Genomic DNA, 17,591 nt, shown 5'->3' on the forward strand with positions numbered 1-17,591 from the left:
GCCCCTCTCTTTCGCGTCGCGGTCTTTCCTGCTAGCGGCTGTTGCAGCGACGCGGTTTTTGAGGGGAGGGCGAACATGTTTCTCAGCTGTGGAGATTGCCTGTTCGACGTTTTCGCGCTCCCGCAGGAGGATGTCGCGACGATCGGCCTTTCGGGCCGGGTGGGCGGCTCGCCGCTCAACGTTGCGCTCGGTCTCTCGCGGCTCGGCCACCATGCGGCCTATTTCACCAAGATGTCGGATGACCTTTTTGGCGAGCGCATCCGCAAATTCATGGAACGCGAGGGGATCGATCAGCGGTTTCTCATTCCGACCCATCGCAATACAAGCCTTGCCATGGTCTCGCTCGCCGCAGACGGCTCGGCGAGCTATGCCTTCTACATCGAGGGGACGGCGGACCGGTCGATCGAGCTCGACGAGGTGCCTCTGTCCCTGCCGGCCGAGGTCGAGGTGGTCCACGTGGCGTCCTATTCCACGGTGACGGAGCCGACGGCGAGCGCCCTTGCCCGCCTCGTCCGTCAGGAAGCGCCCAACCGCTTCATCTCCTATGATCCGAACATCCGCGCGTCGATCGAGCCCGATCTCGACATCTGGCGGGCCAAGGTGGCCGAGATCGTGCCCTTCGCCTCGCTCGTCAAGGCGAGCGAGGAGGACATCGCGCAGCTCTATCCCGGCCGTGCCATCGAAAGCGTGATCGCAGAGTGGGTTTCGGCCGGCGCCGAGCTTGCCGTCGTCACCCTCGGCGAGCGCGGTGCGATTGCCGGAACTGCCGGCGGCCCTGGCGCCAGAGTGCCGGGACGCGCCGTCACGGTGGTCGATACGGTCGGTGCCGGCGATACGTTTCAGGCGGCACTCCTGGCCGGTCTGAAGGAGCGGCAGGCGCTGTCGCGGTCGGCGATCGCCGGCTTTGCCGAAGCGGATCTCAAGGACTTTCTCGGCTTCGCCGTCGAGGCCGCCGCCATCACCTGCAGCCGCAAGGGCGCGGATCTGCCGCGCCGCGAAGATCTCGGGCTCGCGCCGCTCGGCTGACAGGCGCATAACCGTCGCTTGGTCCGCTCGGCCTGAGGCGTCGCAGCCTTCCGCTCGTCCCTGCCGATCCCACAGACGAAAAACGGCCGGCGGATGAGGCATCCGCCGGCCGTTTTCAAAAGACCCTCGATGGGGCGGCTTGAGCCACCCCATGCTCCATGGTGCTCTTAGTTGAAGTGGTAGGACGCCTTGGCCCAGACCGTGTGGAAGTCGAGGTCCTTGTCGTCGTCGCTCTTGAAGCTGACCTCGTTGCCGAGGCCATCCGTGCCGTTGATGGTCTGGGTGTTCTTGCCGAGATTCGTGTAGAGATACTCGACACCGAAGGACAGATTCTGCGTCGCCATGTAGTCGACGCCGGCGCCGACCGCGTAGCCGACCGAGTGCTTGTCGCTGTCGGTCGTGAAATCGTAATCTGCGAATTCCGAACCGGCCGCCGTCGAGGGCGTTGAGGTGCTCTGCTTGACGTCGCCATAGGCAAGACCGCCGGTGCCGTAGAACAGGACGTTGTCCATGGCGTAGCCGAGGCGGGCGCGGACGGTGCCGAGATAGTTCAGCTTGGTCTCTGACGAGAATTCAGAACCGTCCGGTGTGGTGTAGGAGGTGTCTTTCTTCCGGTTGATGTAGTTGAAGTCGGCGACGGCACCCAGAACGACGTTGTTCTGGAACTGGTAGTCGTAGCCGATGTTGGCGCCGCCGATGAAGTTGCCCGTGTCATCGCCGTCGACGTCGCCCTCACCGAAGGCGGCGTTGCCGCCGGTGTCGAAGCTGGCATCGCCGTTATGGCCGAAGACACCGCCGGCCTGAACGCCGAGATTGAGGCCGGTCCAGGTGGTGGTCTGGGCGATCGGCTCGATCACCATCGGGGCCGGCGCCGGCGGCTCGGGCGCGATGATGTCGGCAGCCATGGCCGGGGTTGCGAACGCTGCGGTGGTCAGAAGCAGTGCAAAGCGTTTCATGTGTCATTCTCCTAGGTCGCGGGTCGCGACGGAAAGGCAGGGGGCTGGCCTCCTGCATGCGTCGGATTCAGCTGTCAGCCGAATTCGGAACGATCCCTGATCACTTTGGTTGGCTGAATGATGGCAGGAATGCGGTCTTATTTCTGCTGTTGCAAAAGGGTCTCAGCCTGGGTTGCCGTCGCGATTTCGATGGCCCCAAATGCGGCATAAAGCCTTTATAATCGCTGAAAAATCTAAGTTAATTAAAATTTCCTCAAAAGCGTCAGGGGTTTACGAGTATGGCGAAAGTGTGGAGACATTATTCCCAAGCGGAAGCTGCCAAACGCCGTCGGTTGCATTCCCTGGCGACTGCTATCGCGGTCAGGGCGGACGCTCCGACCGCCGGCGAGGCGACCGTGCCCCACCATGCGTTTGGTCGCAGACATTGGATTCGTTCGAAACTTTGATTGCCAAGCCGAGCCAGGCTCCAATATTCTGAGGCCGTGGGTGCTTGGACAATGCGACCAGGTTCGTACGATTGGGAGGTTTCATGCGTAAATTCAGTCTCGTTTTCGCCTCGACGGCGCTTGCTTTCGCCGCCGGTGCCGCTTCGGCCCAGGACATGGGCGATCCTGCGGCCGGCGAGAAAGTGTTCAACAAATGCAAGGCATGCCACGCCGTCGGCGAAGGCGCGAAGAACAAGATCGGACCGCAACTGAACGGCATCGTCGGCGAAAAACCGGGGGCCGACCGGGGCGGCTACAAGTTCTCCAAGCCTTTCCAGGAGTGGGCCGCCGACAAGACGGCGTGGAATCAGGAGCTGCTGACGACCTGGCTTTCGGACCCGCGCGGCACGGTCAAGGGCACCAAGATGGCCTTTGCCGGCCTGAAGAAGCCCGAAGAGATCAACAATGTCATCGCCTATCTGGCGAGCTTCGACGAAGGCGGTGCCAAGCGCGATCCGGCCGAGGCTCTGAAAGCCGCCGCCTCGCAATAAAGACAGCATCGGCCGCGGCTTGTGGCCGGATCATGAAAGAGGGCGGTCCCGTCCGGGGTGACGGGGCCGCCCTTTTGTCATGTGCCGGGAAACGGGCCGTTGCGGCAGCTCAGACTTCGCCATCGGCGATGGGCTGGCCATCGGGCATCCGGCTGCCGCTCTCGCCGGGCGGGTTGGAGAACGGCACCGGCGGCGCGCCGGCTTCGGCCTCCGCGTCATGGGCGAGCGCCCAGTGCACGGAGGGGAAGGCGAGCTCGCCATAGGGGATCGCCGCTGGCTCGAACAGCTGAACCTCCAGGCTTTCGGGGCCGGGAGCGACGTGCGCCGTCTTGAGCTTCGCCCGATAGATCAGCTGCACCTGGCTGATGCGCGGCACCGAATAGACTGCGAGGAGCCGCTCGATGCCAAGATCCGCTTCCGCCTCCTCCATGGCCTCGCGCCTTGCCCCGTCCTCCGGTGTCTCATTCAGCTCCATGTAGCCGGCCGGAATGGTCCAGAAGCCGCGCCGCGGCTCGATCGCGCGGCGGCAGAGCAGGATCCGCCCCTCATGGCGCACCACCGAGCCGACGACGATCTTGGGATTTTCATAGGCGACGTAATCGCAATGGTCGCAGATCCTGCGCGGCAGGTTGTCGTCGTCGGGCGTGCGGAGGGAAAAGGACGGATCGATCATCGGCCTATAGATGGTCCGGCATGGTCATCGGGAAATGGGGGATGCTGTCGGTCGACGGGCCGGCGGGTTTCCTCGAGTCGGTCCATCACGGAGATGCAACCGGGTGGTTTCGCGGGCGGGGCGAGATGCGTCGTCATTCTTCAGCTCGTCGGCGCGCGGGCCTTCGGCTCGCGCTTCAGCGCCTCTTCGACGGCGGGCATCAGCCCGGTCTTGATCGATTCCGGCGAGAATGGGCCGGTCTGCTTGTAGAGGATCTCGCCATCGGGGGCGATGAGGAAGCTTTCGGGCACGCCGTAAACGCCCCAGTCGATGGTCGCGGCACCCTTCTGGTCGACGCCGATGGCGGCATAGGGATCACCGAGATTGTTCAGGAAGGCGCGGGCGTTTTCCGGCTTGTCCTTGTAGTTGATGGCGACGAGCCTGAAGCGCTTGTCCTTCGACAGCTGCATCAACAGGGGATGCTCTTCCCGGCAGGGCGCACACCAGGATGCGAAGACGTTGACGAGAACCGGGCGGCCGTCGCCGGGGCCCGAAAGATCGAGGCCGGGCGTCGGCGAGCCGTCCGGCAAGGTCGCGCCTTCGAGCGCCGGAAGCACCGTCATCGGCGCGGTCTTGCCGATCAGCACCGAGGGGATTTCCTTGGGATCATGCCCGGAAACGAGCTGATAGAGAAACACGCCGGCAAGGCCGAAGAACAAAAACAGCGGCAAAAGGACGACAAGCCGCGGTCCGCGACGCCGGGCCGGCTGGGGCTCGTCGGCCGGGGCGGTTTCAAGAAGTGTGTCCTTGTCCGCGCCTGCCGTCACTGCCCGGCCTCCGAAGCGCTGCCCGCGGCGCTTGCCTGCGACCGGCGGCGGATGCCGCGGGCGTCGAGGCTCCTCAGGGCACGGCGCTGGGCCCGCGCATCGAAGAGGATCCAGGCGAAAAGCGCGGCGATGGCGACGGCGGAGATGCCGTAGGCGCTGGCGATGAAGGCGGAATATTCGGCCTGCATGATCGATCTTTCGAATGTCGGCTCAGGCTTCGGCCCGCCGGGCGGCGAGGCGCGACAGGGCCGCGACCCGGCGGCGCAGGATTTCGGTGCGCATCGCCGTCAGATGCAAAGCGAAGAAGAGGAGGGTGAAGCCCAGCGCCGAGATGAGCAGGGGCGTCAGATAGGCAGCCGGCATCGCCGGCCCGCCGACCCGCAGAACGCTCGCCGGCTGGTGCAGCGTGTTCCACCAGTCGACGGAGAACTTGATGATCGGAATGTTGACGAAGCCGACGAGGACGAGGATCGCCGCCGATCTGGCGCTCTTGCCCGGCTCATCGAGCGCCCGCGTCAGGGCGATCAGCCCGAGATACATCAGGAACAGGACGAAGACGGAGGTCAGCCGCGCGTCCCAGACCCACCAGGTGCCCCACATCGGCCGGCCCCAGATCGAGCCGGTGATCAGGCAGAGCGCCGTGAACACCGCGCCGATGGGCGCTGCCGCCTTGACCGCGACATCGGCGAGCGGATGGCGCCAGACGAGGGTGCCGAGCGCCGAGATGCTCATCACCGTCCAGATCATCATCGAAAGCCAGGCGAAGGGCACGTGGATGAACATGATCTCGACGGTCGAGCCCTGCTGATAGTCGGCCGGGGCCGTCAGGCCGAGAAAGAGGCCGATGGTCAGCGCGATCAGCGCCGCTCCGTAGAGCCAGGGCTGGAGCCTGCCCGACAGCTCCAGAAAGCGGGTCGGGTTGGCGAGGATCGAGAAGCGCGAGGGTTTGGCGCTGGCGGGAACATCGGTCATAAGACGAATTTAGACGCTCTCGAAGAGGCGGGCAAATGGCGCTTTCGTCATTTTGCACGAAAGCGCTGCCGCGTCGCCTGCCCGAGGCGACGGGAGTCTGGTCGGGCTGTGATTAAAACGAAGTTCACACTTGTGTCCTAGAAACGCAAAGGCCGCTCGAGACTGCGGATACAGATTGTTGGACTGCGGCTTATTCTTTTGAATGCTTCGGGTGGTCTGTTCGACAGCAGTCCTGTTCAGAAACCGAGATCTGAAAGAACGAGCGTCAAGCTTTGGCGAAAGAACCGATCATCGCTGATACTGTCGAGGCGTTCCGGCGATCGATCCTTCTCGCTTTGTTGGGTTTCACGAGCAGTTTCGGCCTGATCTTTGCCATCCTTAATTACTACAACGACAATTATGCGGCGATGATCGGCGAGATCGCCATGGGAAGTTTCGCGTTTTTTCTTATCCCGGTCGTGAGAAGAACGAGCCATCTCATTCGATGGTCCTTTATTTATCTCGTCCTGTTCAATTCGACGATGATGCTGATCCTGACGACGCCGATGGCGGCCCCATCCGTCTTCGCCTGGGTTCTCCTGATTCCGATCCTGTCGCAGATGCTTCTCGGCCGGGCCTTGGGCGGCGGCGTCACCATCGTCTTCATGGCGATCGCCTATTCGATCTACGTCATGCGCTATTCCGAGAGCGCGGTGAACGGCAATCCCCGCGCGCTGTTCAACATCGCCGGAGTGGCGATGTGCATCTTCGGCTTTTCCTTCATCTATGAAACCTCCAGGTCGCGCGCGGAAAAGGCGCTGAAGCGTCAGGCCTATACCGATCCTCTCACGGGCCTTGGAAACCGGGCTTATCTGCATGAGCGGTTCGAGGAGGAGAAAACGCGATACGAGCGCGACGGGAGCGCCCCCGCCATCCTGCTTCTCGACATTGATTTCTTCAAGAAGATCAACGATTCCTACGGCCATGAGGCCGGCGACAATGGCCTGAAGGCGATGTCCGCCCTGTTGATCGCCAACATCCGACAGAACGACGACGTCTTCCGCTACGGCGGCGAGGAGTTCTGCGTGCTTCTGGCGAATGCCTCCGCGCAGGAGGCGCGGGATACGGCGGAGAAGCTGCGCCGGATCGTCGAGACCTCGTCCTTCGACGAGTCCGGAGAGGCGTTGCGCCTCACGACGAGCATCGGCGTCGCCTCCTGTCCGGGCGATGGCACCGATCTCCAGACCCTTCTCGGCGCCGCCGACAAGCGGCTTTATGCGGCCAAGGTCGCGGGGCGCAACAGGGTGGTCTGGGCGTGACGGGCTGTCGGCACGATTGTGGCCCTCGATCGCATGACGTCTTTGCCACCGATATTGACGCCCGCACCTTGTGTACGTAAATATGTACATCGACTGAGGTGGAGAATGATCATGGCTGATGTCGGTTTCACGCAGTTTCGCGCCAATCTTGCCAATCACTTCGACGAGGTGATCCGGTCGCGATCGCCGCTTCTCGTCACGCGGCAGGGAAGCGAATCCGCCGTGGTCATGGCCGCGAGCGAGTGGGAAAGGGTGCAGGAGACGCTGCATCTTCTCGGCAGTCGCAACAATGCCGGGAAACTGTTCGGCGCGATCGCCGAACTCGACGCCGGGCGCGGGGTCGAGAACGATCCCACCACCGATATCGAAGACGGGGCATGAAGCTCGTCTGGGCCGAGCAGGCCTGGAGCGACTATCTGCATTTTCAGGCGACGGACGAGACGATCCGGAACCGGATCAACGCGTTGATCAAGGAAGCGAAGCGAACGCCTTTTCGGGGCATGGGAAAGCCGGAGCCGCTGAAGGGCGATCTGAAAGGGTGGTGGTCCCGCCGCATCACCGGCGACCACCGCCTCGTCTACCGCGTCGTGGGTAAGGCCGACGACCAACGCCTCGAAATCGCGGCATGTCGCTATCATTATTGACCGCAGGGATCTGAAATAGAATTGCGAATTCTGTTCCGAAAGTGACGGAGAGGCAGGAAGTGCTGGACGAGCAGTTGCGGGTTCAAAAGGCTTCTGCCGATGACATTTTTTCCGATATCGTTCGTATCCCGGAGGACCATCGAGTTGGCGGCTCTGGGGGAACCATCCGGAATGGCGCAGTCATCCGCATTGAGCACAAAGGGCGAAAGACCTTTGCAATTGTGAGAGGGTTGGATTGTGCGCAACCCATTGTCCAGATGGACGAATTCATTCGCGACCGGCTTTGTGTGAAGCCGGGGGAATTCATCAGGAAAAGCGGAATAAGGTTGGCGAGGTGGTACGAAAAGCCTTGGTGGCTTTTATTTGTCACCAACCCAACGGTGCATGTTAGCGCTTGGCTGGCCGTGATATCGGTTGGGCTGGGCGCCCTCTCGATTTTTCTTGCTCTGTGTTGAAAGAGAATCATCGTATTCTGTTTCACGTTGCCGATGCGCAAGGATGGCATAAAGGCGCCAAGCGCCGCTTGCCTCTCAATCCCCGCTCGCCTTCAGCGCCGCCCCCGCCGCCAGCGGCCCGAGCGCCCCGAAGAACAGCGTCAGCGCGCATAAGATCATGAAGGGCGGCCAGAACGGGTCCGGCTGGTTGACCGCCGCATAGGTGGCCGAGACGCCGAAGATCAGGACGGGGATCGAAAGCGGCAGCACCAGCACCGAGACGAGGAGACCGCCGCGGGGCAGCGCCACGGCGACGGCGGCGCCGACGGCGCCGATGAAGACGATGGCCGGGGTCCCGACGAAGAGGGTCGCCATCACCGCGAAGAGGGCGGCGGGCTGAAGGGCGAGGAAGAGGCCTAGGACAGGGGAGGCCAGCACCAGCGGCAGGCAGGAGGCGGCCCATAGCGCGAGGCATTTCGCCAGGACGACGATGGGCATCGGGAGGGGGCCGGCGATCAGGAGATCGAGGGTGCCGTCCTCCCGGTCGGCCTGGAACAGCCGGTCGAGGGTGAGGAGCGCTGAAAGGAGCGCGCCGATCCACAAGATCGCCGGGCCGATGCGCGACAGAAGGTTGAGGTCGGGGCCGACGCCGAAGGGTATCGTCGCGATCACCGCGAGAAAGAAGATCACGCCGGTGGTCGCCCCGCCGCCGCCGGAAAAGGCGAGCCGCAGGTCGCGGAGGAAGAGGGCGGTCACGGACGGGCCTCGGCGGGCAGGTGTGGCAACGGCGAGACGTGACGCGCCACCCCCACCGCGTCGTCATTCTCGGGCCCCGTCCCGAGAATCCAGCGATCGTCGGGTCGGTTTCGTTTCAGCTGCGCGAGGAGCGAGCGGCCGAAGCTGCGGCCGCCGCCCCTGGATTCTCGGGACGGGGCCCGAGAATGACGGTGTGTTGAGGGGCAGCGGCTCTTTTGCATGATGAGAGGCGTCACAGCCAGCCCTCGGCTTCGGCGAGTGCGGTGTCGTCGATGGCGGGCGCTGGTTTGTCGTTCAGGCCGGCAGCGCCCTCCGGTCCGACACGCGGTGCGATGTGGAGCGTCTTCGCGGCCTTCAGACCGAGCGGCTGGTGGGTCGCGGCGATGACGATCCCGCCGGCCGTGAGGTGAGTTTCGACGAGGCCGGCGAAGCGTTCCTGCGAGGCCGCGTCGAGGGCCGAGGTCGGCTCGTCGAGGATCCAGACCTTGCGCTCTGCAACGAGAAGCCGGGCAAGGCTCGCCCGGCGCTGCTGGCCGGCGGAGAGATAGGAAAAGGGGATTGCGTCGAGACCGGGCAGGCCGACCGCGGCGAGCGCTTCGGCTGGCGTGGCGAGGCGATCGCGGGCCTTGGCCGCGCCGCCGAGATAGCGCGCCCAGAAGGCAAGATTGTCGCCGACGGTGACAGGGCCCTTCATGCCGTGGCGATGGCCGACGTAATGGGCCGCATCGGCCAGGCGCGCGGCCGGTTCGCCGTCGGCGGCGTCGATCCCCTCCAGGCTGATCGCGCCGGTAACGGGCGGGAGCAGGCCGGCCAGCGTGCGCAGAAGCGTCGACTTGCCGGCACCATTCGGGCCAGTGACGACGAGGGCTTCGCCCGCCGAAACACCGGTGTCGAACGGACCGGCGGCGGCGACGGAGCCTCGGCCGACGACGAGGCCGCGAAGCGCGACATGGCTCACGGAAGCTGCCATCGAATCAATAGAGCGTCGCTCGGCAGCCCTGCTCCAACGCCCGGTCGATCTCGCCAAGATCGCCTTCGAGCCCGGCCTGATCCTTCAGCATCGCGCCGAGCGTCGGCATCGTCTCGCGGTCGATGCGCGTTTCGGGGTCCCAGAGCTTCGAGCGCATGAAGGCCTTGGCGCAGTGGAAATAGACCTCGTCCGTCGCAACGACGAGGGCGGAGATCGGCGCTTTGCCGCGCACAGCCATGCGATCGAGAATGTCGCGGTCGGTGCGGATCTCCGCCTGGCCGTTGATCCGTAAGGTCTCGCCCATGCCCGGAAGAAGGAAGAGGAGCCCGACCGCCGGATTGGCGATGACGTTTTCGAGGGTGTCGAGCCGGTTGTTACCCGGCCAGTCCGGTATGGCAATCCGGTCGTCGGAAAGAACAAGCGTGAATCCCGGCCTGTCGCCCTTGGGGCTGACATCGGGCAATCGTCCCGGCGCCGACGAGCCGATGAGGACGAAGGGGCTCTTTTCGAGAAAGCGCCTGGCATGGGAATCCAGCCGGCGCATCTCTTTTGTCACCGCCAGTTCCTGCGGTTCGCCGTAAAGCGCCCGCAATGCCTCGGAGGTCGTGATGGCGCTCATCGTCTCGTCCTTCCTCGCCTTTGCCTGCCTCGCGACCGACTCGCGGCGGCTGCGTCATGGGAGCGGGTGCTCGCCCTCAGGCAGTCCGCAGCAGCCTTGTCGCGCAGTCCGCGCAGACAGGCAAGAACCGCCGGGCGGCACGGCCGCCGGACGGCGCAGGGCACAAAAAGCGTCCGCTCGGCCTCTTCAGGCCTTTATAGCCATTACAAACTTGCCTATAACCCCCTCAACCACTCCAGCGACCGGCGTGGAATCATCAAGCGCCGATCTCATGGCGCCCGCACGGCACCGACGGGCGTCAGGGCGGACAGCGGAAATGGTCGTACCCGCATCTTCGAGCGCGCTCTTCCGCGGCGCATGAAGGCCGTTCGCCCTTCGGACTATCCCATCGGTTCGAGAAGGAATGTGAGCCTCGTGACCAATCATCCCGACAGTTTCAAAGCCAGGAAGACGCTTGCCGTCAATGGCAAGGACTATGTCTATTTCGATCTGAAGGAAGCCGAGAAGAACGGCCTTTCCGGCGCCTCGCGCCTGCCGTTTTCGATGAAGGTCATTCTGGAAAACCTCCTGCGCAACGAGGACGGGCGCACCGTCACCGCCGACGACGTCAAGGCCGTCGCCAAGTGGCTCGACGACAAGGGCAAGGCCGGTCATGAGATCGCCTACCGCCCGGCCCGCGTTCTGATGCAGGACTTCACCGGCGTTCCGGCGGTCGTCGATCTCGCCGCGATGCGCGACGCGACGAAGAATCTCGGCGCCGACCCCAAGAAGATCAACCCGATGGTCCCGGTCGATCTCGTCATCGATCACTCGGTGATGGTCGACTTCTTCGGCCAGAAGGATTCCTTCGAGAAGAACGTCGACGCCGAATATGGCCGCAACGGCGAGCGCTACACCTTCCTGCGCTGGGGCTCGGAAGCCTTCCGCAACTTCCGCGTCGTGCCTCCCGGTACCGGCATCTGCCATCAGGTCAATCTTGAGTATCTCGCCCAGACGGTCTGGACCAAGGACGAGAACGGCGAGACCATCGCCTATCCCGACACGCTCGTCGGCACCGATTCCCACACCACCATGGTCAACGGCCTGTCGGTTCTCGGCTGGGGCGTCGGCGGCATCGAGGCTGAGGCGGCCATGCTCGGCCAGCCGATCTCGATGATGATCCCCGAGGTCATCGGCTTCAAGCTCGAAGGCAAGCTGCCCGAGGGCACGACGGCGACGGACCTCGTCCTCACCGTCACCGAGATGCTGCGCAAGAAGAAGGTCGTCGGCAAGTTCGTCGAGTTCTACGGCCCGGGCCTGTCGAACCTCACCCTGGAAGACCAGGCGACGATCGGCAACATGGCGCCGGAATATGGCGCGACCTGCGGCTTCTTCCCGATCGACAAGGACACGCTGGCCTATCTGGAAGCCACCGGCCGCGACAAGGACCGCATCGCCCTCGTCGAGGCCTATGCGAAGGCACAGGGCATGTTCCGCGAGGACGGCACCGAAGATCCGGTCTTCACCGACACGCTGTCGCTGGACCTTTCCACCGTCGTTCCCTCGCTTGCCGGCCCGAAGCGCCCGCAGGACCGCGTCGCGCTGACCGAGGCGGCAACGAAGTTCGTCGACGCGCTCGACGAGATCAAGGGCGGCCGCAAGAAGAGCGAGACGCCGCAATCCGATCAGGATTCGCGCTACATGGACGAGGGCGCCGTTCCGCCGAACGAGACGCCGGAAACCGTGCGCCACTCGGTCGAGGGCGCCGATCACGGCCTTGCCGACGGTGACGTCGTCATCGCGGCGATCACCTCCTGCACCAACACCTCGAACCCGAACGTGCTGGTGGCCGCCGGCCTCGTCGCCCGCAAGGCGCATGCGCTCGGCCTGAAGGTGAAACCCTGGGTGAAGACCTCGCTCGCGCCGGGCTCCCAGGTGGTGACCGAGTATCTTCAGAAGGCCGATCTCCAGAAGGATCTGGACGCGATGGGCTTCAACCTCGTCGGCTATGGCTGCACCACCTGCATCGGCAATTCCGGCCCGCTGCCGGAGCCGATCTCCGAGGCGATCAACGCCAACGACCTCGTCGCCTGCTCGGTGCTTTCGGGCAACCGCAACTTCGAGGGCCGCGTCAATCCGGACGTGCGGGCGAACTATCTCGCCTCGCCGCCGCTGGTCGTCGCCTATGCCATCGCCGGCTCGATGTTCACCGACATCACCAAGGAGCCGCTCGGCAAGGACAAGGACGGCAAGGACGTCTTCCTGAAGGACATCTGGCCGACCACCCAGGAGATCGCCGAGATCGTCCGCGAGACCGTCACCCGCGAAATGTTCGAGGACCGCTACAGCGACGTCTTCAAGGGCGACGAGCACTGGCAGAAGATCGACGTCTCCGGCGGCCTCACCTATGACTGGGACGACCGCTCGACCTATGTCCAGAACCCGCCCTATTTCGAGGGAATGGACGCCGAGCCCAAGCCCGTCACCAATATCGAGGGCGCGCGCATCCTCGGCCTGTTCGGCGATTCGATCACGACGGACCACATCTCGCCGGCGGGCTCGATCAAGAAGGACGGCCCGGCGGGCGACTATCTCGTCTCCCATCAGGTCCGTCCGGTTGACTTCAACTCCTATGGCGCCCGGCGCGGCAACCATCAGGTGATGATGCGCGGCACCTTCGCCAACATCCGCATCAAGAACCAGATGCTCGACGGCGTCGAAGGCGGAATGACGAAGTACTATCCGTCCGGCGAGGAAATGCCGATCTATGACGCGGCGATGAAATACAAGGAAGACGGGGTTCCCCTCGTCGTCTTCGCCGGCAAGGAATACGGCACCGGCTCGTCGCGCGACTGGGCGGCGAAGGGCACCATCCTTCTCGGCGTCAAGGCGGTGATCGCCGAGAGCTTCGAGCGCATCCACCGCTCCAACCTCGTCGGCATGGGCGTCGTGCCGTTCGTCTTCGCCGAGGAAGGCACGTCCTGGTCGTCGCTCGGTCTCAAGGGCGACGAGAAGGTCACCATCGAGGGGCTGACCGAGATCAAGCCCCGCCAGGAGATGGAAGCCAAGATCGAGCGCGCCGACGGTTCCACCGAAACGGTCAAGATCAAGGCCCGGATCGATACCGAGGACGAGCTGGAATACTACAAGAACGGCGGCATCCTGCATTACGTGCTGCGCCGTCTCGCCGCCTGATCCCGAACAGGCAAAGGGCCGGGCGGTCTCACCGCCCGGCCCTTGCCGCTCACTCGTCCAGCGGCCGGCGGCATTGCGCTGTCCGGTTTTATTCCGTTCGAAAACGTACATTCACCCGCAATTGACTGGCCCGTGTTACGGGCGATCCCGTAGGGTCCGCCGCGAACGGGGCATGAGCGTATGCATTGCAATCTTACCGCCGGAACGAGACTGTCAGCCAAGAGAGCGTCTTCCTCTCGAAGCGTGGTCCGCGTTTCAGTCGAGGGCTCGGCCGAACTGGCGCTTCGGGGCGTCGCCCGTCGAGCGGTCTTGGCGGGTCTTTCATGATGCGGCGTGTTCGAACGCGTCTTCTCCTGAGAAGCTGCACCGCAATTTTCGCACTTTTAGCCGCGGTTTTCGCAACGTCGCCTCAGGCCGTCTCCGGCGAGCGGGTGAAGAACCGGATCACCCATGTGCTGGAGCTCTTCACCAGCCAGGGCTGTTCATCCTGCCCTCCGGCGGACGAACTTCTGGCCAAGTTCGCCGACCAGCCGGACGTTCTCGCGCTGTCCTATCATGTCGATTACTGGGACTATATCGGTTGGCGCGATACCTTCGGCTCGGGCCATAACAGCGAGCGCCAGCGGGCCTACGCCAAGGCCTTTTCGAACAAGATGATCTATACGCCGCAGCTCGTCGTGAACGGGCTCTATGACATGGTCGGATCCCATGTCGGCAAGATCGAGCGAATGATGAAGAAGACGCAGCTGCCGGCCGGAGGCACGGCGGTGAGCGTGAAGATCCAAAGGATCGGCGACAGCATCCATATCAGCGTCGGCCCGGTTCAGACCCCGCCAGGTGAGCGCAAGCCCATGCTGGTGCTGGTCAATTTTGCCGACAGCGCAGAGGTGAAGGTCGATCGCGGGGAGAACCAGGGCAAGGTTCTCGTCAGCACTCACCCGGTCCGGGGCTGGCAGTTGATGGGCATGGTCGGCAGCGACGGGATGAATGTCGACATGCCGGTCTCGTCCGTCTTGCCCGACGGCAACGAGACCTATGGCTGCGCCGCGATCCTGCAGGCCGTTCGAAAGGACGGCTCGCCCGGCGCGATCCTCGCCGCGACCCAGATGGAAATCGATCCGGACTGAGCCTTCTTTCGACACGATCGCCCGGCCGGTTCGTCGGTTCGTCGAACCCTTGCGGTCGTTTGTGCCTTGCCTCAGTGGCGGCCCGGCAGGATACGGTCCGGTGGGCGGTGGCCGTCCATCAGGGTGCGGATGTTGATGATCACCTTCTCGCCCATCTCGATGCGGCCCTCGAGGGTCGCCGAGCCCATATGGGGAAGGATCACCACGCGGTTCTCCTCGGCCAGCCGCAACAGCTTCTTCGACACCTGCGGTTCTTCCTCGAAGACGTCGAGACCGGCGCCGGCGATCTTTTCCGCCTCAATCGCGGCGATCAGCGCCTTTTCGTCGATGACCTCGCCCCGGGCGGTGTTGACGATGAAGGCATGGGGCTGGACCAGCGCCAGGCGCCGGGCCGACAGGAGGTGATAGGTGGCTGGCGTATAAGGGCAGTTGACCGACAGGATATCCATGCGGGCGAGCATCTGGTCGAGGCTCTCCCAATAGGTCGCGCCGAGCTCGGCCTCGGTCTTCGGGCTGACCTTGCGGCGATTGTGATAGTGGATCTCGAGGCCGAAGGCCTTGGCGCGGCGCGCGACGGCGGTGCCGATGCGGCCCATGCCGACGATGCCGAGCTTCTTGCCCCAGATCCGTCGTCCGAGCATCCATGTCGGCGACCATCCCGGCCAGCGCGCGCCGCCGACCAGCCTCGTTCCGCCCTCCACCAGGCGCCGCGGCACGGCGAGGATCAGCGCCATGGTCAGATCGGCCGTGTCCTCGCTGAGGACGTTCGGCGTGTTGGTCACATGAAGATTGCGGGCGAGCGCCGTCTCGACGTCGATATTGTCGACGCCGTTGCCGTAATTGGCGATCAGCTTCAGCTTTTCGCCGGCCTGCTCGATCACCGCCCGGTCGATCCGGTCCGTCACTGTCGGCACCAGGACGTCGGCCTCGCGCACCGCCGCGACGAGCTCTGACTGGGTCATCGGCCGGTCGGTCTCGTTGAACCGCGTGTCGAACAGCTCGCGCATTCGCTCTTCGACCGGCAGCGGCAGCTTGCGGGTCAGGATCACGAGTGGCTTCCTGCGCTCGTCCATCGCCCGCTTTTCCCTCAGCAATTTCCGTTGACGTCTAAGACGTTGTTAACCGAACCGGCGGATTATTCCGGTCAGTGCCGGTGGCCATACCTAGCAGCCGGGCCGCGGCAGGAAAAGTTCCGGTCGCTCCGCCCTGGCAAATTCGCCGGCCTCGCATCTCGAGGCCGCGACACAGTGTGACATTCCGGCCGTGCCAATGGAGATCGCCGCCATGTCGTTTGCCGCCCTTTGCCCGTCGCCATTTAGCGTTTCGCTGCGAAAGCTGGCGCTCACGCTGGCCGGGCTGTGCATGATCGGGGCCCCGGCGACCGCGATCCTGGCGCCGGCTCCGGCGCAAGCGCTGGAGCTCGGTCCGGTTTCGAAACTGCCCTTGCCCCGTTACGTCAGCCTGAAGTCGTCCCGCGTCAACGCCCGCATCGGCCCGGGGCGCGATTATCCCGTGACCTGGCTCTATCTGAAGCCCGGCCTGCCGGTCGAGGTGATCCAGGAATTCGGCCTGTGGCGGCGCATTCGCGATTCCGAGGGTGCGGAGGGCTGGGTCTACCATTCTCTCCTGTCCGGCGAGCGGACCTCGATCGCCGCTCCCTGGCTGAAGGGCAAGGCGACGATGATCGACGTTCATTCGAGCCCGGCCGTCGATGCGCCGCTCGTCGCGCGGCTCGAGCCGGGCGTCGTCACCAAGGTCAAGGAGTGCGGAACCGGCTGGTGCGAAATCCACGCATCGGATCGCGAGGGGTTCGTTCGTCAGGAAGACATCTGGGGCGTCTATCCGAACGAAAGCTTCAACTGAGCCCCGATTGCCGTCCGATTTTCGGGCCGATGCTGTAGCCACGGCCGGTCCGAGCCGTTACCGCTGCGGGCATGTGCAACGCAGCGGACAGGATCATGGCCGAATACGACCTTCTCACCATCGGTAACGCCATCGTCGACGTCATCTCGCGCGAGACCGACGGCTTTCTGGAACGGGAAAAGATCCAGAAGGGCGGCATGACGCTGATCGACGCCGAGCGGGCCGAGCAGCTCTACGCCGCCATGGGGCCGGCCATCGAAACCTCCGGCGGCAGCGCCGGCAACACGATTGCCGGCATCGTCAGCCTGGGCGGGACGGGTGCCTATTTCGGCAAGGTCGCCGACGACCAGCTCGGCGGGATCTTCACCCACGACATCCGTGCGCTCGGCGTGCGCTACGAGACGAGACCGCTCGAAGGCCAGCCGCCGACGGCCCGCTGCATGGTCGTCGTCACCCCCGATGGCGAGCGCTCGATGAGCACCTATCTCGGCGCCTGTGTCGAGCTCGGTCCCGAGGATATCGACGAGGCGATCGTCAAGGCCTCGAAGGTCACCTATTTCGAAGGCTATCTGTGGGATCCCCCGCGCGCCAAGGAGGCGATCGTCAAGGCGGCCGGCATCGCCAAGACCAACGGCCGCTCCGTGGCGATGACGCTGTCCGATTCCTTCTGCGTCCACCGCTATCGCTCGGAATTCCTCGATCTTCTGCGGTCCGGAACGGTGGGCATCGTCTTCGCCAACGAGGCCGAGGCGCTCGCCCTTTACGAGACCGAGGACTTCGATGCGGCCTGCGCCGGGCTCGGCCGGGACGCCGGCGAGATCGCCGTCGTCACGCGATCGGAAAAGGGCTGTGTCGTCGTCGAGGGGGATCGGCGCATCGACGTGCCGACGACACGGGTCGAGAATCTGGTCGATACGACAGGGGCGGGAGACCTCTTCGCGGCCGGCTTCCTGCGGGGGCTGACGGCCGGGCTCGACCGCGAAGCCTCGGCACGTCTCGGAAACGTGACCGCCAGCCACATCATCCAGCAGATCGGCCCGCGTCCGCAGTCGTCGCTAGCCGAGCTTGCCGGGGTGAAGGCGATTTTCGGCGCCCGCTGATTGCATGCCCGAGGTGCCGGTTTTCGGCCGGCACCGGGCTTTGAGGGCTCAGGCGGCCGGACCGGCCGGCGACAGCCGAAACCCGTCAGGCTTGAAGGGGCGCAGCGTTCGGGCGCGAGGCGGCTGGCGATCGGCCAGCCGGCGGGCCGGGGCCTCTGATGTCTTCGCCTTCGATCTGAGGTCCATGCTCGTCGCTC

At 64.4% G+C, this 17,591-nt stretch carries 19 protein-coding genes; 10 read left to right on the forward strand and 9 right to left on the reverse strand.

Features of this window, described 5'->3' with window-relative positions:
- Positions 1-75: 75 nt before the first annotated feature.
- Positions 76-1,026, forward strand: coding sequence for a carbohydrate kinase family protein (locus J6595_RS17120; protein WP_209595939.1), 951 nt, complete (start codon positions 76-78; stop codon positions 1,024-1,026).
- A 167-nt stretch (positions 1,027-1,193) separates the two neighbouring features.
- Here J6595_RS17120 and J6595_RS17125 read toward each other — a convergent pair whose 3' ends face one another.
- Entirely contained in the window at positions 1,194-1,982 is a 789-nt protein-coding gene (locus J6595_RS17125) for an outer membrane protein (protein ID WP_209595941.1), read from the reverse strand.
- A 529-nt stretch (positions 1,983-2,511) separates the two neighbouring features.
- On the opposite strand from J6595_RS17125, the gene J6595_RS17130 reads away from it, so the two are divergent.
- The gene (locus J6595_RS17130; RefSeq protein ID WP_209595943.1) at positions 2,512-2,958 is read left to right on the forward strand and encodes a c-type cytochrome; all 447 of its coding nucleotides are present in this window, start codon (positions 2,512-2,514) and stop codon (positions 2,956-2,958) included.
- Positions 2,959-3,067: 109 nt separating this feature from the next.
- Here J6595_RS17130 and J6595_RS17135 read toward each other — a convergent pair whose 3' ends face one another.
- The 4 genes from J6595_RS17135 to J6595_RS17150 form a co-directional block, all read right to left on the reverse strand.
- Positions 3,068-3,631, reverse strand: coding sequence for an NUDIX hydrolase (locus tag J6595_RS17135; protein WP_209595944.1), 564 nt, complete (start codon positions 3,629-3,631; stop codon positions 3,068-3,070).
- Positions 3,632-3,771: 140 nt separating this feature from the next.
- Positions 3,772-4,437, reverse strand: a complete 666-nt coding sequence (locus J6595_RS17140; RefSeq protein WP_209595946.1) for a DsbE family thiol:disulfide interchange protein — start codon at positions 4,435-4,437, stop codon at positions 3,772-3,774.
- Positions 4,434-4,625: a heme exporter protein CcmD gene (gene ccmD, locus J6595_RS17145; RefSeq protein ID WP_209595948.1), complete on the reverse strand. Its 192-nt coding sequence runs from the start codon at positions 4,623-4,625 to the stop codon at positions 4,434-4,436. The genes J6595_RS17140 and ccmD overlap by 4 nt, the downstream gene beginning before the upstream one ends.
- Before the next feature lie 22 nt (positions 4,626-4,647).
- A complete protein-coding gene (locus tag J6595_RS17150) occupies positions 4,648-5,409 on the reverse strand; it encodes a heme ABC transporter permease (protein WP_209595950.1) in 762 nt (253 codons plus the stop codon).
- A gap of 272 nt (positions 5,410-5,681) precedes the next feature.
- Here J6595_RS17150 and J6595_RS17155 point away from each other — a divergent pair, with 272 nt between their 5' ends.
- The 4 genes from J6595_RS17155 (at position 5,682) to J6595_RS17170 (ending at position 7,806) form a co-directional block, all read left to right on the forward strand.
- The gene (locus J6595_RS17155) at positions 5,682-6,707 is read left to right on the forward strand and encodes a GGDEF domain-containing protein (RefSeq protein ID WP_209595952.1); all 1,026 of its coding nucleotides are present in this window, start codon (positions 5,682-5,684) and stop codon (positions 6,705-6,707) included.
- A 111-nt stretch (positions 6,708-6,818) separates the two neighbouring features.
- Complete coding sequence (locus J6595_RS17160; protein WP_209595954.1) at positions 6,819-7,088, forward strand: type II toxin-antitoxin system Phd/YefM family antitoxin; 270 nt, start codon at positions 6,819-6,821, stop codon at positions 7,086-7,088.
- Entirely contained in the window at positions 7,085-7,351 is a 267-nt protein-coding gene (locus J6595_RS17165; protein WP_209595956.1) for a Txe/YoeB family addiction module toxin, read from the forward strand. Before J6595_RS17160 ends, J6595_RS17165 begins: the two co-directional genes overlap by 4 nt.
- 59 nt (positions 7,352-7,410) lie before the next feature.
- Positions 7,411-7,806, forward strand: a complete 396-nt coding sequence (locus J6595_RS17170; protein ID WP_209595958.1) for a hypothetical protein — start codon at positions 7,411-7,413, stop codon at positions 7,804-7,806.
- A 75-nt stretch (positions 7,807-7,881) separates the two neighbouring features.
- Here J6595_RS17170 and ccmB read toward each other — a convergent pair whose 3' ends face one another.
- The 3 genes from ccmB to J6595_RS17185 all read right to left on the reverse strand — a co-directional run bounded on the left by ccmB (position 7,882) and on the right by J6595_RS17185 (position 10,130).
- Entirely contained in the window at positions 7,882-8,541 is a 660-nt protein-coding gene (gene ccmB / locus J6595_RS17175; RefSeq protein WP_209595959.1) for a heme exporter protein CcmB, read from the reverse strand.
- A gap of 232 nt (positions 8,542-8,773) precedes the next feature.
- Complete coding sequence (gene ccmA / locus J6595_RS17180; RefSeq protein ID WP_209595961.1) at positions 8,774-9,511, reverse strand: heme ABC exporter ATP-binding protein CcmA; 738 nt, start codon at positions 9,509-9,511, stop codon at positions 8,774-8,776.
- Positions 9,512-9,515: 4 nt separating this feature from the next.
- Positions 9,516-10,130 (reverse strand): pyridoxamine 5'-phosphate oxidase family protein, encoded by a 615-nt coding sequence (locus tag J6595_RS17185; RefSeq protein WP_209595963.1) that lies wholly within the window; start codon positions 10,128-10,130, stop codon positions 9,516-9,518.
- A gap of 414 nt (positions 10,131-10,544) precedes the next feature.
- Here J6595_RS17185 and acnA point away from each other — a divergent pair, with 414 nt between their 5' ends.
- Both acnA and J6595_RS17195 read left to right on the forward strand, forming a co-directional pair.
- Entirely contained in the window at positions 10,545-13,304 is a 2,760-nt protein-coding gene (acnA, locus tag J6595_RS17190) for an aconitate hydratase AcnA (RefSeq protein WP_209595966.1), read from the forward strand.
- Between the two features lie 326 nt (positions 13,305-13,630).
- Positions 13,631-14,431, forward strand: a complete 801-nt coding sequence (locus J6595_RS17195; protein WP_209595968.1) for a DUF1223 domain-containing protein — start codon at positions 13,631-13,633, stop codon at positions 14,429-14,431.
- A gap of 71 nt (positions 14,432-14,502) precedes the next feature.
- Here J6595_RS17195 and J6595_RS17200 read toward each other — a convergent pair whose 3' ends face one another.
- Positions 14,503-15,504, reverse strand: a complete 1,002-nt coding sequence (locus tag J6595_RS17200) for a 2-hydroxyacid dehydrogenase (RefSeq protein ID WP_209595969.1) — start codon at positions 15,502-15,504, stop codon at positions 14,503-14,505.
- Positions 15,505-15,715: 211 nt separating this feature from the next.
- Here J6595_RS17200 and J6595_RS17205 point away from each other — a divergent pair, with 211 nt between their 5' ends.
- Both J6595_RS17205 and J6595_RS17210 read left to right on the forward strand, forming a co-directional pair.
- Positions 15,716-16,294 (forward strand): SH3 domain-containing protein, encoded by a 579-nt coding sequence (locus J6595_RS17205; protein WP_209595971.1) that lies wholly within the window; start codon positions 15,716-15,718, stop codon positions 16,292-16,294.
- 95 nt (positions 16,295-16,389) lie between these two features.
- Positions 16,390-17,394 carry an adenosine kinase gene (locus tag J6595_RS17210; RefSeq protein ID WP_209595973.1) on the forward strand — a complete coding sequence of 335 codons (1,005 nt, stop codon included), beginning with the start codon at positions 16,390-16,392 and terminating at the stop codon, positions 17,392-17,394.
- Positions 17,395-17,591: the final 197 nt, after the last annotated feature.

The organism is Jiella mangrovi (genome assembly GCF_017815135.1).
Taxonomy (GTDB): domain Bacteria; phylum Pseudomonadota; class Alphaproteobacteria; order Rhizobiales; family Rhizobiaceae; genus Jiella; species Jiella mangrovi.